Here is a 13,981-nt window from a genome sequence, read left to right as displayed (position 1 = left end):
CCGGATGGACGATCCACCCTGCACCGCACGCACGATCCGCTCACGCAAGTCTCGGGACAGAGGAGCTGGCATGAGATGCCTCCCGGCCGACCACAACCAGCCCTATGGAATCAGCTCTGCCGATTCCACGCAACCGCTGCACGCTCTAGATCTTGATCCAGTCATGGGTTGCAGCGAGACAGAGTACGCCCATGAAGCAGCGCGCGGTCTTCTCGTAGCGCGTGGCCACGGCGCGCCACTCCTTGAGCCGCCCCCAGAGTTGCTCGACGCGCGAGCGGTTGGCGTAGATCCAGGCGGGACAGGCCAGCGCCGGTTCGGTGGGATTAGTCGGAATGGCTGGTCGCGCTCCTCTGTCCCAGACGGCTTGGCGCAAGCTATGCGACGAGTAGATGCGGTCTCCCCCCACCCACAGCGGCACTCCCGGCAAGCTGTCGAACAAGGGCAGAGCATAGCGCAGTTCGTGCGCCTGAGCGGGGGCGAGAATGAACGTCACCGCCCGCCCGAGCACGTCGGCGATCACGCAGGCCTTCATACCGAAGCCGCCACGGCTTCGTCCAAGCGCCTCATGCTGATCGCGGCTTGCTGCACTCCCCCCTTTTTGGCCGCCCCCGCTGCCTTGGCATGAGCCCGGATGCTGCTGCCGTCGAGAAACACCATGCCCAACTCGACCTTGTGCTCTTGTGCCAGCTCGAACATGGCCTCCCAGACGCCCCGCTCGGACCACCGAATGAACATCTGCGCAGCACGCCACCACGGCCCGAGTTCAGCCGGAACGGCGCGCCACTTGGCACCGTTGCGGCGACGCCAGACAATAGCTTCAAACGTCTGACGAAGATTCACCGGCTGGGTCTTGCCATGCGGGCGGCAGACCTCGATCAGCGGCGCCCACACCGCCCACTCTTCATCGCGCAAGACAGACATGAGAGCCTCCCTCCGCCCACCAGCAGAGGAATAACGCTCTTCAAGGCCTAACAGCCCCTAGAGCATCGTCTGGAAAAGTGGACCCGGTTTTCCGTACGATGCTCTCATTGAAAGAGGAGACATCGGATCCAATCCCAAAAGTGCGAGTCCACATTTGGGTCCGATGCTCTAGGTCGGCGCAAACCAGGAAAAGCGCTTTAGGGCGCTAAGTTTCTGCCAGTCCGGCGCCGGATCCTTCCGGATTGCCGAGAGCCGTGGCGATCTCGGTGAGTGTCGCCTTCTCGGCATCGCTGACTACGACGCCGCCGAAGCCCAGGAAGCCGCCTTCCTTGCCTGCTTCCGCCGATTTCCGTGCGACGCTCCACAGCCACGCTTTGAAAGCAGAAGCCTCATCAGGCGCTTTCGCGTCGAGAAGAGCCGAGACCGCGTGAAGCTCCTCGATTGCCTTGCGCTTGATGTCGACAAACTGGCTGCCCTTGAACTGTGCCTGGAAGGATTCGCGGACGGCGTTCCTGGTTTCCGTATTGGCGATATCGTCGGCGACGGCCTTAACGAGAGGCGTAGCCTGCGCATCCTGCTTGGCTTCCAATAGGGCCCAGCCGCTTGCCATGGATTCCTGCAGCAGGCTCCAGAGGCCCCCGGGGTCCGCCGCGGTGATTGCCATGCTGGCGACGACGGGGCTCGCAACGATGCGAGACCATTCCTCGGGGGTGAAATTGGATTTGCTTGCCATCTCGATCCTCCACGCGCTGTTGAATTTTAGCGCATCATGCGGACCCGGAGGACTGCCCTGCTGGATGGGGCCCATCAGATGCTCTAAGCCTAACCGTTCCTGCTCTGGCTTGGTTCCTCGGCATCGCGCGGGTGCCGCTCGCGAAAATGGGCCTGACCCGGAGGTCAGACCCATCATGCGCAGCCTTACGCGAAACGTGAAGTTACTGCGGGTTGGCCGGAGCCGGGGAGGCGGGGGAAGCCGGGGCTGCGGGAGCCGACGGAGTCGTCGGGGTGACCGGAGCGGTCGAGCCGGTGCTCGGCGATGAGCTCTGCGTCTGGGTGCCGGTGCTGCCGGTTGTGCTCGGTTCGTTGCTGCCGCCATCATAGAAGAGGAAGGCCAGAAGACCGAGCGCCACAACAAGGCCACCGATCACGTAAGCAAGAGTGTTCGAACCACGCCCCGTGTTATCGTAGACATTGGTCTCACGATTGTAGACATTGGGTTCGCGATCCATAGGATCCATAGCCATTTTGAAACTCCTTGACCGTTTTACCTCCCGAACAACGCATCATATGCGATGGGGTTTCATAGCAGCGTGGCAATTATTTTCGAATTCTGTGCATAATTCATTACTGATCTTAACGATTGATTCATCATCCTGAACGGCCGTTCATCTTGAAAGGGGTTGACCCGTTTGCAGGGCGCTCTTACTCCGGGCTGGAAAGACAAGAGATCAAAGGCGCTAGGTTCATGAACGCTCCGGTCAACCCTAAGAAGCTTATCAAAGGCGCGACAGGCGATTGGGAAATCGTCGTCGGCATGGAGATCCATGCCCAGGTGACGAGCCAAGCCAAGCTGTTCTCCGGTGCTTCGACGGCCTTCGGCGGGGATCCCAACAGCCACGTTTCCCTCGTGGACGCGGCCATGCCCGGCATGCTGCCCGTGATCAACGAAGAATGCGTGCGCCAGGCCATCCGCACGGGTCTCGGCCTCAAGGCCGAGATCAACCTGCGCAGCACCTTCGATCGCAAGAACTACTTCTATCCGGATCTGCCGCAGGGTTACCAGATCAGCCAGTACAAGAGTCCCATCGTGGGCGAGGGCGAGGTGATCGTGGACGTGCCTGAGACCGGTGAAACCATCACCGTGCGCATCGAGCGTCTGCACCTTGAGCAGGATGCCGGCAAGTCGATCCACGACCTGCACCCCACCATGAGCTTCGTGGACCTCAACCGGTCGGGCGTGGCCCTGATGGAGATCGTCTCGAAGCCGGACTTGCGCTCGGCGGACGAGGCCCGCGCCTATGTCACCAAGCTGCGCACGATCCTGCGCTATCTCGGCACCTGCGACGGCGACATGGACAAGGGCAACCTGCGCGCCGACGTGAACGTGTCGGTGCGCCGTCCCGGCGAGGAATTCGGCACCCGCTGCGAGATCAAGAACGTCAACTCCATCCGCTTCATCGGACAGGCCATCGAGGTCGAGGCACGCCGCCAGATCGCCATTTTGGAAGACGGTGGCAAGATCGACCAGGAAACCCGCCTGTACGATCCGGGCAAGGGCGAGACGCGCTCCATGCGCTCCAAGGAAGAAGCACACGATTACCGCTACTTCCCCGATCCAGACCTGCTGCCGCTCGAGTTCGATCAGGCCTATGTGGATGATCTCGCCCAGTATCTGCCGGAATTGCCGGATGAAAAGAAGGCTCGGTTCATGGCCGATTACGGCTTGCCGTCCTACGATGCCGGCGTGCTCGTGGCCGAGCGCGCTTCCGCCGATTTCTACGAGGAGGTGGCCAGGGGACGCGATGGCAAGGCCGCCGCGAACTGGGTGATCAATGAGCTCTTCGGCCGCCTCAACAAGGAAGGCAAGGACATCACGGAATCGCCGGTCTCGGCCGCGCAGCTCGGCGCCATCATCGAGCTGATCGGCGAGAACGTCATCTCGGGCAAGATCGCCAAGGATCTGTTCGAAATCGTCTTCACCGAAGGCGGCGATCCGCGCGAGATCGTGGAAAAGCGCGGCATGAAGCAGGTGACCGACATGGGCGCTATCGAGAAGGCTGTCGATGAGATCATCGCCGCCAATCCGGACAAGGTCGAGCAGGCCAAGGCAAAGCCGACCCTGCTCGGCTGGTTCGTGGGTCAGACCATGAAGGCCACAGGCGGCAAGGCCAACCCGCAGGCTCTCAACGAGATCCTCAAAGCCAAGCTCGGGATCGAGTAGGGCCTTTCGTCCATCCCGGCGGATCGGATCCGCCGGGGCTCTTGCAGGCGCCATATTCCGTGACCTCGCAGCCCAATCCCTTCGCGCCGCACTGGCTGATCCGCGATATCGTGATCAGCTCCCACAAGGCTGCGGTCGGGCCGGCGGGTCTTCTCTTCATCGGGGATTCCATCGTCGAGGGGTTCTACTGGAACCGGATCGGCGGCCTCCCGCTGCTCAATGCCGGCTATTCCGGCATCTGGACAGAGGCCTTGGAGCCGCGAGTCCCGCTTCTGCTGCAATCTGCCCAGCCTCGGATCGCCGTGCTGCTCGTCGGCACCAATGACGCCAAGAAGGATTGCACGGAGAATGCCCTCGACGGTGTCGCGGCACATTTCGAGCGGATTCTCGGTCATTTCAGCCACGTGCAGGTTCCCGTCGTCGTGCTTACGCCGCCTCCCATCGAGCAGGCGAAGCGGCTCACAGGTTTCTATTCGCCCGAGGCCATGGCGTCCTTGAGCCAGCGCATCCTTCGGATCGCGGATAATCGCGCCGCGGGCATCGTCGATCTCCAGAGTGCCTTCGCTGACAGGAGTGGCGCGGCCAGGGAAGGGATGACGACCGACGGCATCCATCTCTCGGCGCAGGCCTATCGTCTGCTTCATGAGATGCTTGAAACGACAATCGCCGCCGTGGCGGCATAGCGCATCTCGTAGCCTGCAGGTCCGCTTGGAACGATGCGCTGTTCAGAAGGTGGGGGCGATGATCGAAGCTGCGAGGATGGTTGAGGGTCGGCCGATCCTTCGGCCGGTTATGGATAGCGACGCGCAGGATCTCTTCGGTCTCCTGTCGCTCTGCTATGCGGAATATCCAGGCTGCTTCGTCGATCCGCACAATGACCTGCCGGACCTGCTTGCACCCAGCGCGTCCTATGCCGCCAACGATGGAGCCTTCTGGGCTGTCGAAGACGAGCGCGGACGTGTCTGCGCCTGCGTCGCCGTCGACTTTCCGGATGGCGGTGTGGCCGAACTGCATCGGCTCTATGTGCGACCGGACCAGCGTGGAAGGGGACTGGGCGCGATGCTCGTGCGGCAGGCCGAGAGCCATGCCCGGGCCAAGGGCGCCACTCGCCTCGTTCTCTGGTCGGACACGCGGTTCGCCACTGCGCATAGGCTCTACAGGCGCTGGGGCTACACGCAGATCGACGGGCAGCGTCAGCTCACCGATATCTCGAAAACGGCGGAATATCGATTCGAGAAGGACCTTCAGGATGCCTGTCTGGCCAATTCACTGAAGATCGCTTAAACTGTTCCGGCAGCTGATCCTCAGCCGCTTTTCATCAACCTCAGCCGAAGGAGGCGTCACATGGCTTTTCACTTTGCCCCATGCACCCACGCCGCAATCCTTCCTTTCATCAACGCTGCAGGTTTCGATGAAGCAGATTACCCTTTCCCTGATATGGCTGACCGTTCGCATTGATCTTATCCCGACCGTGCGTGAGCGCGACCGGGTATCCGCAAGAGCTCTCACTCGCCCCGAGTTGCAGGCCTGTCTACGGGCAAGGCTCAGTCCTCACTTGCTCAAGGATATCGGGGAGGATTTGAGCGGGCGGGACTGACGATGTGCGACGACGTCTCGGGAGGATATGGGCGTCCCATATCCTCCCTGTCTGTCTCGCGGAACGGCCATTCCGGCGACTAAGGCATCGAACGCAAAAGTGGGTACCGGTTTTGCGTGTAGAGATGCGAGAAACAAAGACTTGGAGCATCGGACGTGAGTTCGAATTCACGTCCGATGCTCTACGGAATCTCGTAGACCAGAAATTCGTCGTTGATCCCGCGAAGCGCCGTCTTCTGCAGGTTCGGTTGCAGGCCCTGCAACTGGATGATCTGCGAGGCCGCCGGATTCTCCACGACCGCGTCCGTCGCGAAGATCGCGCGCGAGACCGCCAGCCCCTGGACGCGGGAGGCGATGTTCACGGTCTGGCCGAAATAATCCTGCCGGTCGTTCAACGTGACGGCGAGGCATGGCCCCTCGTGAATGCCGATCTTGAGCAACAGGTCTTCGCTTCCGCGCTCCTCGTTGAGGCTGCGCATGGCTTCGCGCATCCGCAAGGCCGCCGAGATCGCGTGGTCCGGTGTCGGGAACGTCGCCATTACGGCATCGCCGATGGTCTTGACCACCGCCCCGGCCTCGGCTGCGACGATGTCGTGGAGGACCCGGAAATGCTCGCGCACGAGATCGTAAGCCACGAGGTCGCCGACCCGCTCATAGAGTTCCGTCGAGCCCTTCAGATCGGTGAACAGAAACGTCAGGCTGGTGATCTTCAGGCGTTGGTCGATGTCGAGCGTGTCGGTGCGATAGAGGTCGCGGAAGGTCTGGTTCGTGAGCAGGCGCTTCGCCGTCAGGAAGGGGCGCCGTCGTTCCAGCATGTGGTGCAGTTCGTTGCCTGCCACCCACACGGCAGGCAGGACTCGCCGGTTCGTGCGGTTCTCGAGAGAGATCCGCAATGGGCCCGGCTGCATAACAAGAGTGTCGTTTTGCGGGTGAGTTTCGTTGAGGACGAGGGTGAGATTTTGCCGCTCGCGCGTGGGCTCGCCTTTCACGTCGATGAATTGCGCGGCATGGGTGACCGGATCGAAAACGATCACGAACTCGGCCGGAAGCTGCAGGGAGAGAATGGCCCTTTCCCCGGGCGGAAGCTCGACTGCGTCGAGCACGATGTCGTCGAGCCTGCGCTCGTAGTCGTCCGGGAGGTCGATGCCTGAACTCCAGAAGATCTGGCGAACATATTCATGCATCGGAAGGGTGTCGGGATCATGGGCGGCGATCTTGCGGACCCGCGGGCTCACCGTGAACGTAACCTCCACCATCTCGTCGAGGGTCGGCTCGTATCCGGCGGCGCAAAGAGCGCAGCTGTACTCGCTCTGGTTCACGGATTTGAGGCTCAACCCCGACTCGAGGACGCCGCCGCATCCGGGGCAGAGCACATTCCAGGACATCTCGAAGAGCCCGAGACGGGCGGCATGAAGAAAGGCGCCGATGACCCGGTCTTCATCGAGCCCATTTTGGGACGCGAAGGCGAGAGCGTTGATACGGTTCAAGTCACGATCCGGCGCGGCCCGGACCAGTGTCTCGATGGCATCAACGGTGTTGGGATCGGCGGATTGACGTAAGACTGCGAAGAACTTCTGATCTTCGGTCATGATGCGACCTTTTTCGAGGTGCGGACCGGACCGTTGAAGGGTCGACAACGCTGCGGACCGCACGGATCATGATGGTAAGCTTCGGCTACAAGTCCTTATTATACAAAGAGATGGTCCTTTAATCCGGCAATGTAAGGGCAGGGCGGCCTCTAAGCCTGGCCGCCTCTCCCTGTGCGTTGATGCTCTGGTCTATGATGGCGAAGAAGAATGGAGCGCCATTGGCCTCGCAGCTTTAGGGCAAGTGGGAGGAAAGCAGGACCGTTCTCAGCCCCGCTTCGCGTCTCCCGTCTCTACAGGCAGGTCCTCCCGTCCCCCCCATTCGGACCATGAGCCGTCGTAGATCGCCTTGATCGGTCGTCCCGCAACCTCGAAGGCGACGCCGAGGATGGCTGCTGAGACGCCGGATCCGCAGCTGGCGATGATCGGACGTTCGAGGTCGAGACCGGCCCGACCTATGGCTTGCTCGACACTCGCTTTATCCTTCAAGCGACCATTGTCGACGATTTCGCTCCAGGGAAGATTCATGCTTCCAGGAATATGGCCGGCCTTAAGGCCCGGTCGGGGCTCTGGCGCCTCACCTCTGAAACGATCGGCTGCGCGTGCATCGACCACCTGAGCCGAGCCGGATGTAATCGCATCCCGGATCCTGGCGACATCTGCAACGGCCGAGGCGTTGAAAGACGGAGTGAAGCCCTGAGCCTTACGAGGCTTCTCCGGCCCCGTCTCGACCGGGCCTCCCTCAGACTTCCAGGCCGGGAATCCGCCTTCCAAAATCGAGACGTCCCGAACTCCGAACACCTGAAACATCCAACGAACGCGCGGGGCCGAGAAGAGCCCGATGCCGTCATAAACCACAATGGTCATATCCTGCCTGATCCCCATTGCGCCGACGGCTTTCGCGAAATCCTCCGGTGAGGGAAGCATGTGGGGCAGGGAGGACGATGTGTCTTTCACCGTGTCGATATCGAAGCGCACTGCGCCGGGAACATGGCCCGCGAGAAATTCCGCCTGCGGGTCGCGGTTCTGGGCGGGAAGGTACCAGGATCCATCCACGACCACGAGGTTGGGATCGCTGAGGTGATCCTGCAGCCATGCGGTCGAAACGAAAGGTTGTGACATCGGCAACTCCTTTGACTCAATCGACCAGGGACATGCGAACGCGGCGGTTCTGCTTGCCCTTCTTCTCGATGTCCGTGATCACGACCGTACCGATCTCGCCGGTTCGACGCACGTGGGTGCCGCCGCATGGCTGAAGATCGATTCCTTCGATCTCGACCAGTCGAACGCGGCCCGATCCGCGCGGCGGCTTCACCGACATGGTCTTCACGAGGCCAGGATTGGCGTCGAGTTCCTCATCGGTGATCCAGCGTTCCGTGACCGGCGCGTCGCGCTGGATCAGGGCATTGAGGCGTTCGGTGATCTCCGCCTTGTCGAGGCCGGCATCGGGAATGTCGAAATCGAGCCGCCCGTCGCCCTCGCCGATGGACCCACCGGTGACCGGGTAGGGCAGGACGACGCTGAGAAGGTGGAGCGCCGTGTGCACGCGCATGCGCTTCAGGCGGCGGGGCCAGTCGAGCTGCACCTCGACTGTTTCCCCTTCCTCGAACTGCGCTGCCGCGTCCGCCCCGACGAGATGGACGACTTGGGACCGATCGGCTCCGTAAACCGTGTTCGTGATGGCGTATCGATCGCCGTTCGCCTTCACGACCGTGCCGACGTCGCCAGGCTGTCCGCCTCCCTGCGCATAGAAGACCGTGCGATCCAGGATGATTCCGCCCTCCGGGCTCGTTGCGAGAACCCGCGCTTCGCAGGAGCTGGCATAGGCATCGTCGCGGAAGAGGAGTGTGGTTGAGGTCATGATCGTCTCGAGCTGTGACGAGGCGGCTCTGCCTCGTTCGGAAGGTGAGGCGCGATGCTGAAGGCAAGGAGCTTTGCGGGTCAAGACGCTCCTTTACCGGAGCGTCAGGAATGTCCTTCAGGTTCTGCTCCGCGAACGCTTCGGAAGGCTTGCAGAGCTCTTTCGCGCGCCGGCCCGTGCGGAACGACAGGATGGGGATAGTTCTCGCCCAGCTTGACACCCGCTGCATGAAGGACGCCGGGAGGGGCGTCCCAGGGTTTATGGATGAAGGTAGGGGGGAGGCCTGCGACCTCCGGAACAAACGTCCGGATGTAGTCGCCGTCGGGGTCGAACTTCTCGCCCTGCGTGACAGGGTTAAAGATCCTGTGAAACGGCGCCGAATCCGGTCCGGTCCCGGCTACCCATTGCCAGCTGAAGGCATTGTTGGCCGGATCAGCATCCACCAGGGTGTCCCAGAACCAAGCCTCGCCCTCTCGCCAGTCGGTCAAGAGATGCTTGACCAGGAACGAGGCGGTGATCATGCGCACCCGGTTGTGCATCCAGCCTGTCTGCCAGAGCTGGCGCATTCCCGCATCGACGATGGGATAGCCGGTGCGGCCCCGCTGCCAGGCGTTGAGAGTTCCAGGGTCATCAATCCAGGGGAAGCCGTTGAATCGACTGCTGTGCGATCTGATCGGCAGGTGAGGGTGAACGTGCAGGAGCTGATGGCTGAAATCGCGCCACACGATCTCACTCAGGTACTTCTCGGCGTCCCGGGCCAAGCCGGCATGCTCCGTAACCCGAGCCATCACTGCGTGCCAGATCTGTCTGGGGCCGATTTCTCCGAAGCGGAGATGCGGTGAAAGGCGCGATGTGCCTGAGAGCGAAGGACGGTCCCGATTTTCCGCATAGCCGTTCAGACCCTTGCTCAGGAAGTCCCGGAAACTCGCCCGCGCAGCCTGCTCACCGGGTCGCCACTCTTTCCGGAGGCCGCCGGCCCAATCGGGGGATGAGGGTTCGAGGCCAAGCTCCGCGAGGGGAAACATGAAATCGCTGAGTGAGGCGGGCCACGTGCCACCGGGAAGGCGTTTCGGAGCCGGGCACGGGGTCGGCACGCTGCGGGCCCTCACGGCCCGAAGATAGGGTGTGAACACCTGGAAGGGTTTGCCGGCCTGATTGACGATGTCCCATGGCTCATGAAGAAGGCGGCCGTTGAAGCTCTGAGCCTTGAAGCCGCCCTCCGTCAGGCGTTTCTTGACCGCAGTGTCCAGGGCAATCTCTGCCACTCCGTAGCGCCTGTTCCAGTAGATCGCCGAGGCGCCGGTCTCGTGCGCGATCCGTTCGACAACGGAAAGGGCAGGGCCCTTAAAAAGGGCGAGCCGGGAGCCGGCCTGTTCCAGAGATTCGTCCAAGGCCTTCAGCGAGCCGTGAAGCCACCAGCGAGCCGCGCCGCCGAGCGAACGCAGATCATCCGAGTCGTCGAGAACCGCAAAGCATAGAACCTGCGATCCCGTCGCTGCCGCGGCCGCGAGGGCGGGGTTGTCGGTGAGGCGATGGTCGTCGCGGAACCAGACCAGAACAGGGGATCGGGAATCGGTGCTCATGGCGCCGGATCATAGCCAAGCTTCGAACCCGCGATAAAGCACAGGTCGAACCACGCATCGAAATAGAGGAAAATCATCGCTGGGAAGGTTGGCTCCGGCGGTAGGATTCGAACCTACGACCAACGGATTAACAGTCCGCTGCGCTACCGCTGCGCCACGCCGGAATAAGCCTCAACCTTCTAAAAAGCCCGTTATGAGGCTTCTTGAGCGCCGCGGCCTTCCCTGAGGAGGTGTCCGTCGGCGAGGTGGGAGGCATATAGCACGGGTTTTGACGGTTGCAAGTGCATTGTTGTCGCCGCGGACTGAAAAGGGGCTGTTGCTCTTTGGGGGGATGATTGCTATGGAGCGGCCGTCGCGTTCGTGACACGCCCCGGATGGCCTCGTGGCGGAGTGGTTACGCAGAGGACTGCAAATCCTTGCACCCCGGTTCGATTCCGGGCGAGGCCTCCAACAAATTCTGAAGGCACTATCCATGGTCGATTTCACCCAAGCGCGCCGCATGATGGTTGATGGCCAGCTGCGCACTTTCGATGTGAACGACATGTCTCTCCTGGATGCCATGGACAACGTTCCTAGGGAGCTTTTCGTGCTCTCGGGGCGCGAAGGCCTTGCTTATATCGACCAGGACATTCTCGTCAGCGACGGGGGTGAGAGCCGCTACATGCTATCGCCGATGATCCTGGGTCGCATGATCCAGGCGCTCGCCATCGATGCGGGCGACAAGGTTCTCGATGTCGCCGGTGGCCGGGGCTATTCCTCGGCAGTCCTTCGGGCGCTCGGTGCTCAGGTGACGGCCCTTGAAACGGACGAGGGGCTTGCAGCTGCTGCTCGGCAATGTCTCAGTGCAGCCGGAGCCCAAGGTGTTGCCGTCGTGACCGGCTCGCTCGATCAGGGTCATGCCGCCGGTGCGCCCTATGATGCCATTCTCGTAAACGGAGCCGTCGAGGTTCGTCCTGATGAGCTCCTCCGGCAGCTGGCCGAGGGCGGGCGTCTCGTTTGCGTGAAGGGGCGGGGGCGTGCCGCCCGGGCGACGGTTTATGTCCGGTCTGGCGATGCCATGGGCGAGCGTAGCCTGTTCGAAGCCGCCGCGCCTCTCCTGGCCTCCTTCGTCCAGACGCCCGGCTTCACGTTCTAATTTCCTCCAAAGACTAACAAATCCCAAATTTTCCACAGCCGGGAGTGTCGCTTTTTTGCGCCACTCCCAAGCTAAAATCGAGTTGGCTCTAACGCGTTGTTGCCGACTCTGTTCCCTTGGGTATTGTTTCGCTTTGAGTCGCAGTGGTTTCTGAAAGTGGCGTCTCTCACGGTTGTCCCGTGTTGGTCGCTAGGCAGGTGCGCGTGAAGAAAAAGTATTCCAAGCAGACGTATTCCTTGCTCTTTGGGGCGATGACCTCGGTGTTCGTGCTGATGGCCCCCAGCGGGGTGTCGGCCGAGACTTTGGAAAGCGCTTTGTCCCGCGCTTATGGCAACAATCCTGACCTGAACGCCCAGCGCGCGAATGTCCGCGCCACGGATGAGACCGTCGCCCAAGCCAAGTCCGGCTACCGGCCTGTCGTCAACGGAGTGGCCGATGTGGGGCGAAACTGGGTCTCGGCCGAGACGCCTTCGTCGCGCTTCTCCGCGAATACGACGAACCAGAATGCCCTGAACCCTCGCGGATTCGGCGTCGAGGTCAACCAGACGATCTTCGACGGGTTTCGGACCCAGAACCGCGTCCGTGCGGCGGAATCGTCGGTTCTCGGTTCGCGCGAAAGCCTGAACTCGACCGAGCAGGGCGTTCTGCTCGACGCTGCCACCTCCTACATGGACGTGTTGCGGGATACGGCGATCCTCGACCTGCAGCGCAACAACGTCGAGGTGATCGACGAGCAACTGCGCCAGACCCGGGACCGCTTCAACGTCGGTGAAGTGACCCGGACCGACGTCGCCCAGGCGGAAGCGCGCCTCGCGGCGGCCCGGTCCCAGGCCAGTCTGGCCGAAGCGACGCTGCGAAACAGTATTGCCACCTACCGCCAGGTTGTCGGCGTCGAGCCTGCGCAGCTGGCTCCCGGCCGTCCTTTGGACAAACTGACGCCGCGCACCGTCGACGCGGCTCTAAAAGTCGGCCTCAACGAGCATCCAGCCATCAAGGCGCGCCAGCATGCGGTCGATGTGGCCGAGCTGCAGGTGAAGATCGAGGAGGGTGCTCTTGCTCCGCAGCTGGGTGTCGCTGGCGCGGTCGATCAACGCTATGACCGGCAACAATCAGGCGATGCCGCGCTTTCCGCCTCCGTTGTCGCTCGGCTGACCGTGCCGATCTATGAGGGCGGTCAGGCTTATGCCGCGACCCGCCAAGCCAAGGAAGTGGCCGGACAGCGACGTCTGGAAGCCGATTCCGTGCGCGATCAAGTCCGTGCCGCCGTAAGCTCCTCCTGGGGGCGGCTGGAGGCGGCTCGGGCGCAGATCGTAGCCGCTCAGGCCCAGATCGACGCAGCCGAGACGGCGCTCAGCGGCGTTCGCGAAGAGGCGCGTGTCGGTCAGCGCACTACCCTGGACGTGTTGAACGCTCAGCAGGAACTGCTGAATGCCCGCGTGAATCTCATCACGGCTCAGCGAGATCGCGTGGTGGCTTCCTATAGCCTCGTCAATGCGATGGGGCGTCTCAATTCACGAGCTCTCGGTCTAAGGGTCAATCACTACAGCCCGAAGATCCATTACGATCAGGTCAAAGATCTTTGGGTCGGCACGAGCACGCCGGACGGTCGTTAGTAAGTTGCAGGGCCAGAACCAGAAAGTTCTGGCCCTACTTGTTTTCTTTAGGTTTGCGTAAAATACTTCCTATACATTCATTTGAATGTGATTCTTGTTTGTTTCGATTTGGATGCGGCTATGGGTTCTGCGGGCCTGAAGGTTAATGAGCCATCGATGGAAGAAATTCTGGCTTCCATCCGGCGCATCATCTCTGACGATGATGTTCAGGATTCTTCAGAGCCCGATGAGCCACGCTCCTCAGCGTTGAACAACGTCCTCGACATCGCAGAGCTTCACGTCGCTCCGCTCATCGCGTCAGGTCCCAACGAGCCGATGCTGGGTCCGTGGAGTCGAGGCGAGGCTCGTGTTGCCGAGACGCCTTCATGTGAAGACTTTCGAGAGGATGGCCATATCCTTCCTGAACGGGAGGAGCGGGTCCCGGCTCCCGTCTTTGCCCGTGACGCTCACCCGCAGGTGGCTGCGAGCCAGCCTACCATGGCCGATGCCCTGATCTCGAACGAGACCAGCGTCGCCGTTTCCGGTGCCTTCGACCGTCTAGGTGCGACCCTCAAGCCGAGCCAGCCCCAGACCGTCGAGGATCTCATGAAGGAGATGCTGCGTCCCATGCTGAAGGCATGGCTTGACGACAATCTTCCTCCGCTCGTCGAGCGACTGGTGAAAGACGAGATCGAGCGCGTGACACGCCGCCGGGCATGACACCCACTTTGGCCCGACTGCCTGCGTAGCGGCCATCCAGAGGCTC

General features: G+C 61.8%; 13 protein-coding genes and 2 tRNA genes. 7 read left to right on the top strand and 8 right to left on the bottom strand.

All coding sequences use genetic code 11. From position 1 onward, the window contains the following. Window positions 1-145: 145 nt before the first annotated feature. The 3 genes from AB4097_RS17280 to AB4097_RS17270 form a co-directional block, all read right to left on the bottom strand. Window positions 146-921, bottom strand: a protein-coding gene (locus AB4097_RS17280; RefSeq protein ID WP_442041774.1) for an IS5 family transposase whose coding sequence is annotated in 2 segments (ribosomal slippage) — window positions 146-588 and window positions 588-921 — 777 coding nt in all. Because the reading frame shifts where the segments join, the coding sequence is not laid out codon by codon here. A gap of 205 nt (window positions 922-1,126) precedes the next feature. Then, window positions 1,127-1,654 carry a hypothetical protein gene (locus AB4097_RS17275; RefSeq protein ID WP_442041772.1) on the bottom strand — a complete coding sequence of 176 codons (528 nt, stop codon included), beginning with the start codon at window positions 1,652-1,654 and terminating at the stop codon, window positions 1,127-1,129. Window positions 1,655-1,856: 202 nt separating this feature from the next. Further along, entirely contained in the window at window positions 1,857-2,165 is a 309-nt protein-coding gene (locus AB4097_RS17270; protein ID WP_442041770.1) for an LPXTG cell wall anchor domain-containing protein, read from the bottom strand. A gap of 221 nt (window positions 2,166-2,386) precedes the next feature. Here AB4097_RS17270 and gatB point away from each other — a divergent pair, with 221 nt between their 5' ends. The 3 genes from gatB to AB4097_RS17255 are packed head-to-tail and all read left to right on the top strand — an operon-like array spanning window position 2,387 to window position 5,146. Next, window positions 2,387-3,862 carry an Asp-tRNA(Asn)/Glu-tRNA(Gln) amidotransferase subunit GatB gene (gatB, locus tag AB4097_RS17265; protein ID WP_442041768.1) on the top strand — a complete coding sequence of 492 codons (1,476 nt, stop codon included), beginning with the start codon at window positions 2,387-2,389 and terminating at the stop codon, window positions 3,860-3,862. Between the two features lie 59 nt (window positions 3,863-3,921). After that, window positions 3,922-4,545 carry an SGNH/GDSL hydrolase family protein gene (locus AB4097_RS17260; protein ID WP_442041766.1) on the top strand — a complete coding sequence of 208 codons (624 nt, stop codon included), beginning with the start codon at window positions 3,922-3,924 and terminating at the stop codon, window positions 4,543-4,545. A gap of 58 nt (window positions 4,546-4,603) precedes the next feature. After that, window positions 4,604-5,146 (top strand): GNAT family N-acetyltransferase, encoded by a 543-nt coding sequence (locus AB4097_RS17255; protein ID WP_442041764.1) that lies wholly within the window; start codon window positions 4,604-4,606, stop codon window positions 5,144-5,146. A gap of 494 nt (window positions 5,147-5,640) precedes the next feature. Here AB4097_RS17255 and AB4097_RS17250 read toward each other — a convergent pair whose 3' ends face one another. The 5 genes from AB4097_RS17250 to AB4097_RS17230 form a co-directional block, all read right to left on the bottom strand. Continuing rightward, on the bottom strand, window positions 5,641-7,047 hold the full coding sequence (locus AB4097_RS17250; protein ID WP_442041762.1) for an adenylate/guanylate cyclase domain-containing protein: 1,407 nt from the start codon (window positions 7,045-7,047) through the stop codon (window positions 5,641-5,643). Window positions 7,048-7,311: 264 nt separating this feature from the next. Beyond that, window positions 7,312-8,166: a 3-mercaptopyruvate sulfurtransferase gene (gene sseA / locus AB4097_RS17245; protein WP_442041760.1), complete on the bottom strand. Its 855-nt coding sequence runs from the start codon at window positions 8,164-8,166 to the stop codon at window positions 7,312-7,314. 16 nt (window positions 8,167-8,182) lie between these two features. Beyond that, on the bottom strand, window positions 8,183-8,905 hold the full coding sequence (locus tag AB4097_RS17240) for an alanyl-tRNA editing protein (protein WP_442041758.1): 723 nt from the start codon (window positions 8,903-8,905) through the stop codon (window positions 8,183-8,185). 104 nt (window positions 8,906-9,009) lie between these two features. After that, window positions 9,010-10,488: a cryptochrome/photolyase family protein gene (locus tag AB4097_RS17235; RefSeq protein ID WP_442041756.1), complete on the bottom strand. Its 1,479-nt coding sequence runs from the start codon at window positions 10,486-10,488 to the stop codon at window positions 9,010-9,012. An 89-nt stretch (window positions 10,489-10,577) separates the two neighbouring features. Next, a tRNA-Asn gene (locus AB4097_RS17230) sits at window positions 10,578-10,652 on the bottom strand. A 212-nt stretch (window positions 10,653-10,864) separates the two neighbouring features. On the opposite strand from AB4097_RS17230, the gene AB4097_RS17225 reads away from it, so the two are divergent. From AB4097_RS17225 to AB4097_RS17210, 4 genes are all read left to right on the top strand, one after another. After that, window positions 10,865-10,938: transfer RNA gene (locus tag AB4097_RS17225), tRNA-Cys, on the top strand. Between the two features lie 22 nt (window positions 10,939-10,960). After that, on the top strand, window positions 10,961-11,623 hold the full coding sequence (locus AB4097_RS17220) for a protein-L-isoaspartate O-methyltransferase family protein (protein ID WP_442041754.1): 663 nt from the start codon (window positions 10,961-10,963) through the stop codon (window positions 11,621-11,623). A gap of 251 nt (window positions 11,624-11,874) precedes the next feature. Next, window positions 11,875-13,236: a TolC family outer membrane protein gene (locus AB4097_RS17215; protein WP_442041777.1), complete on the top strand. Its 1,362-nt coding sequence runs from the start codon at window positions 11,875-11,877 to the stop codon at window positions 13,234-13,236. Window positions 13,237-13,392: 156 nt separating this feature from the next. Further along, window positions 13,393-13,935 carry a PopZ family protein gene (locus AB4097_RS17210; RefSeq protein ID WP_442041752.1) on the top strand — a complete coding sequence of 181 codons (543 nt, stop codon included), beginning with the start codon at window positions 13,393-13,395 and terminating at the stop codon, window positions 13,933-13,935. Window positions 13,936-13,981: the final 46 nt, after the last annotated feature.

Origin of the sequence: Microvirga sp. 2MCAF35, from assembly GCF_052115545.1 — a bacterium.
Taxonomy (GTDB): Bacteria; Pseudomonadota; Alphaproteobacteria; order Rhizobiales; family Beijerinckiaceae; genus Microvirga.
Note: the sequence above shows the minus strand (reverse complement) of the source record. Positions and strands in the feature narration are given on the sequence as shown.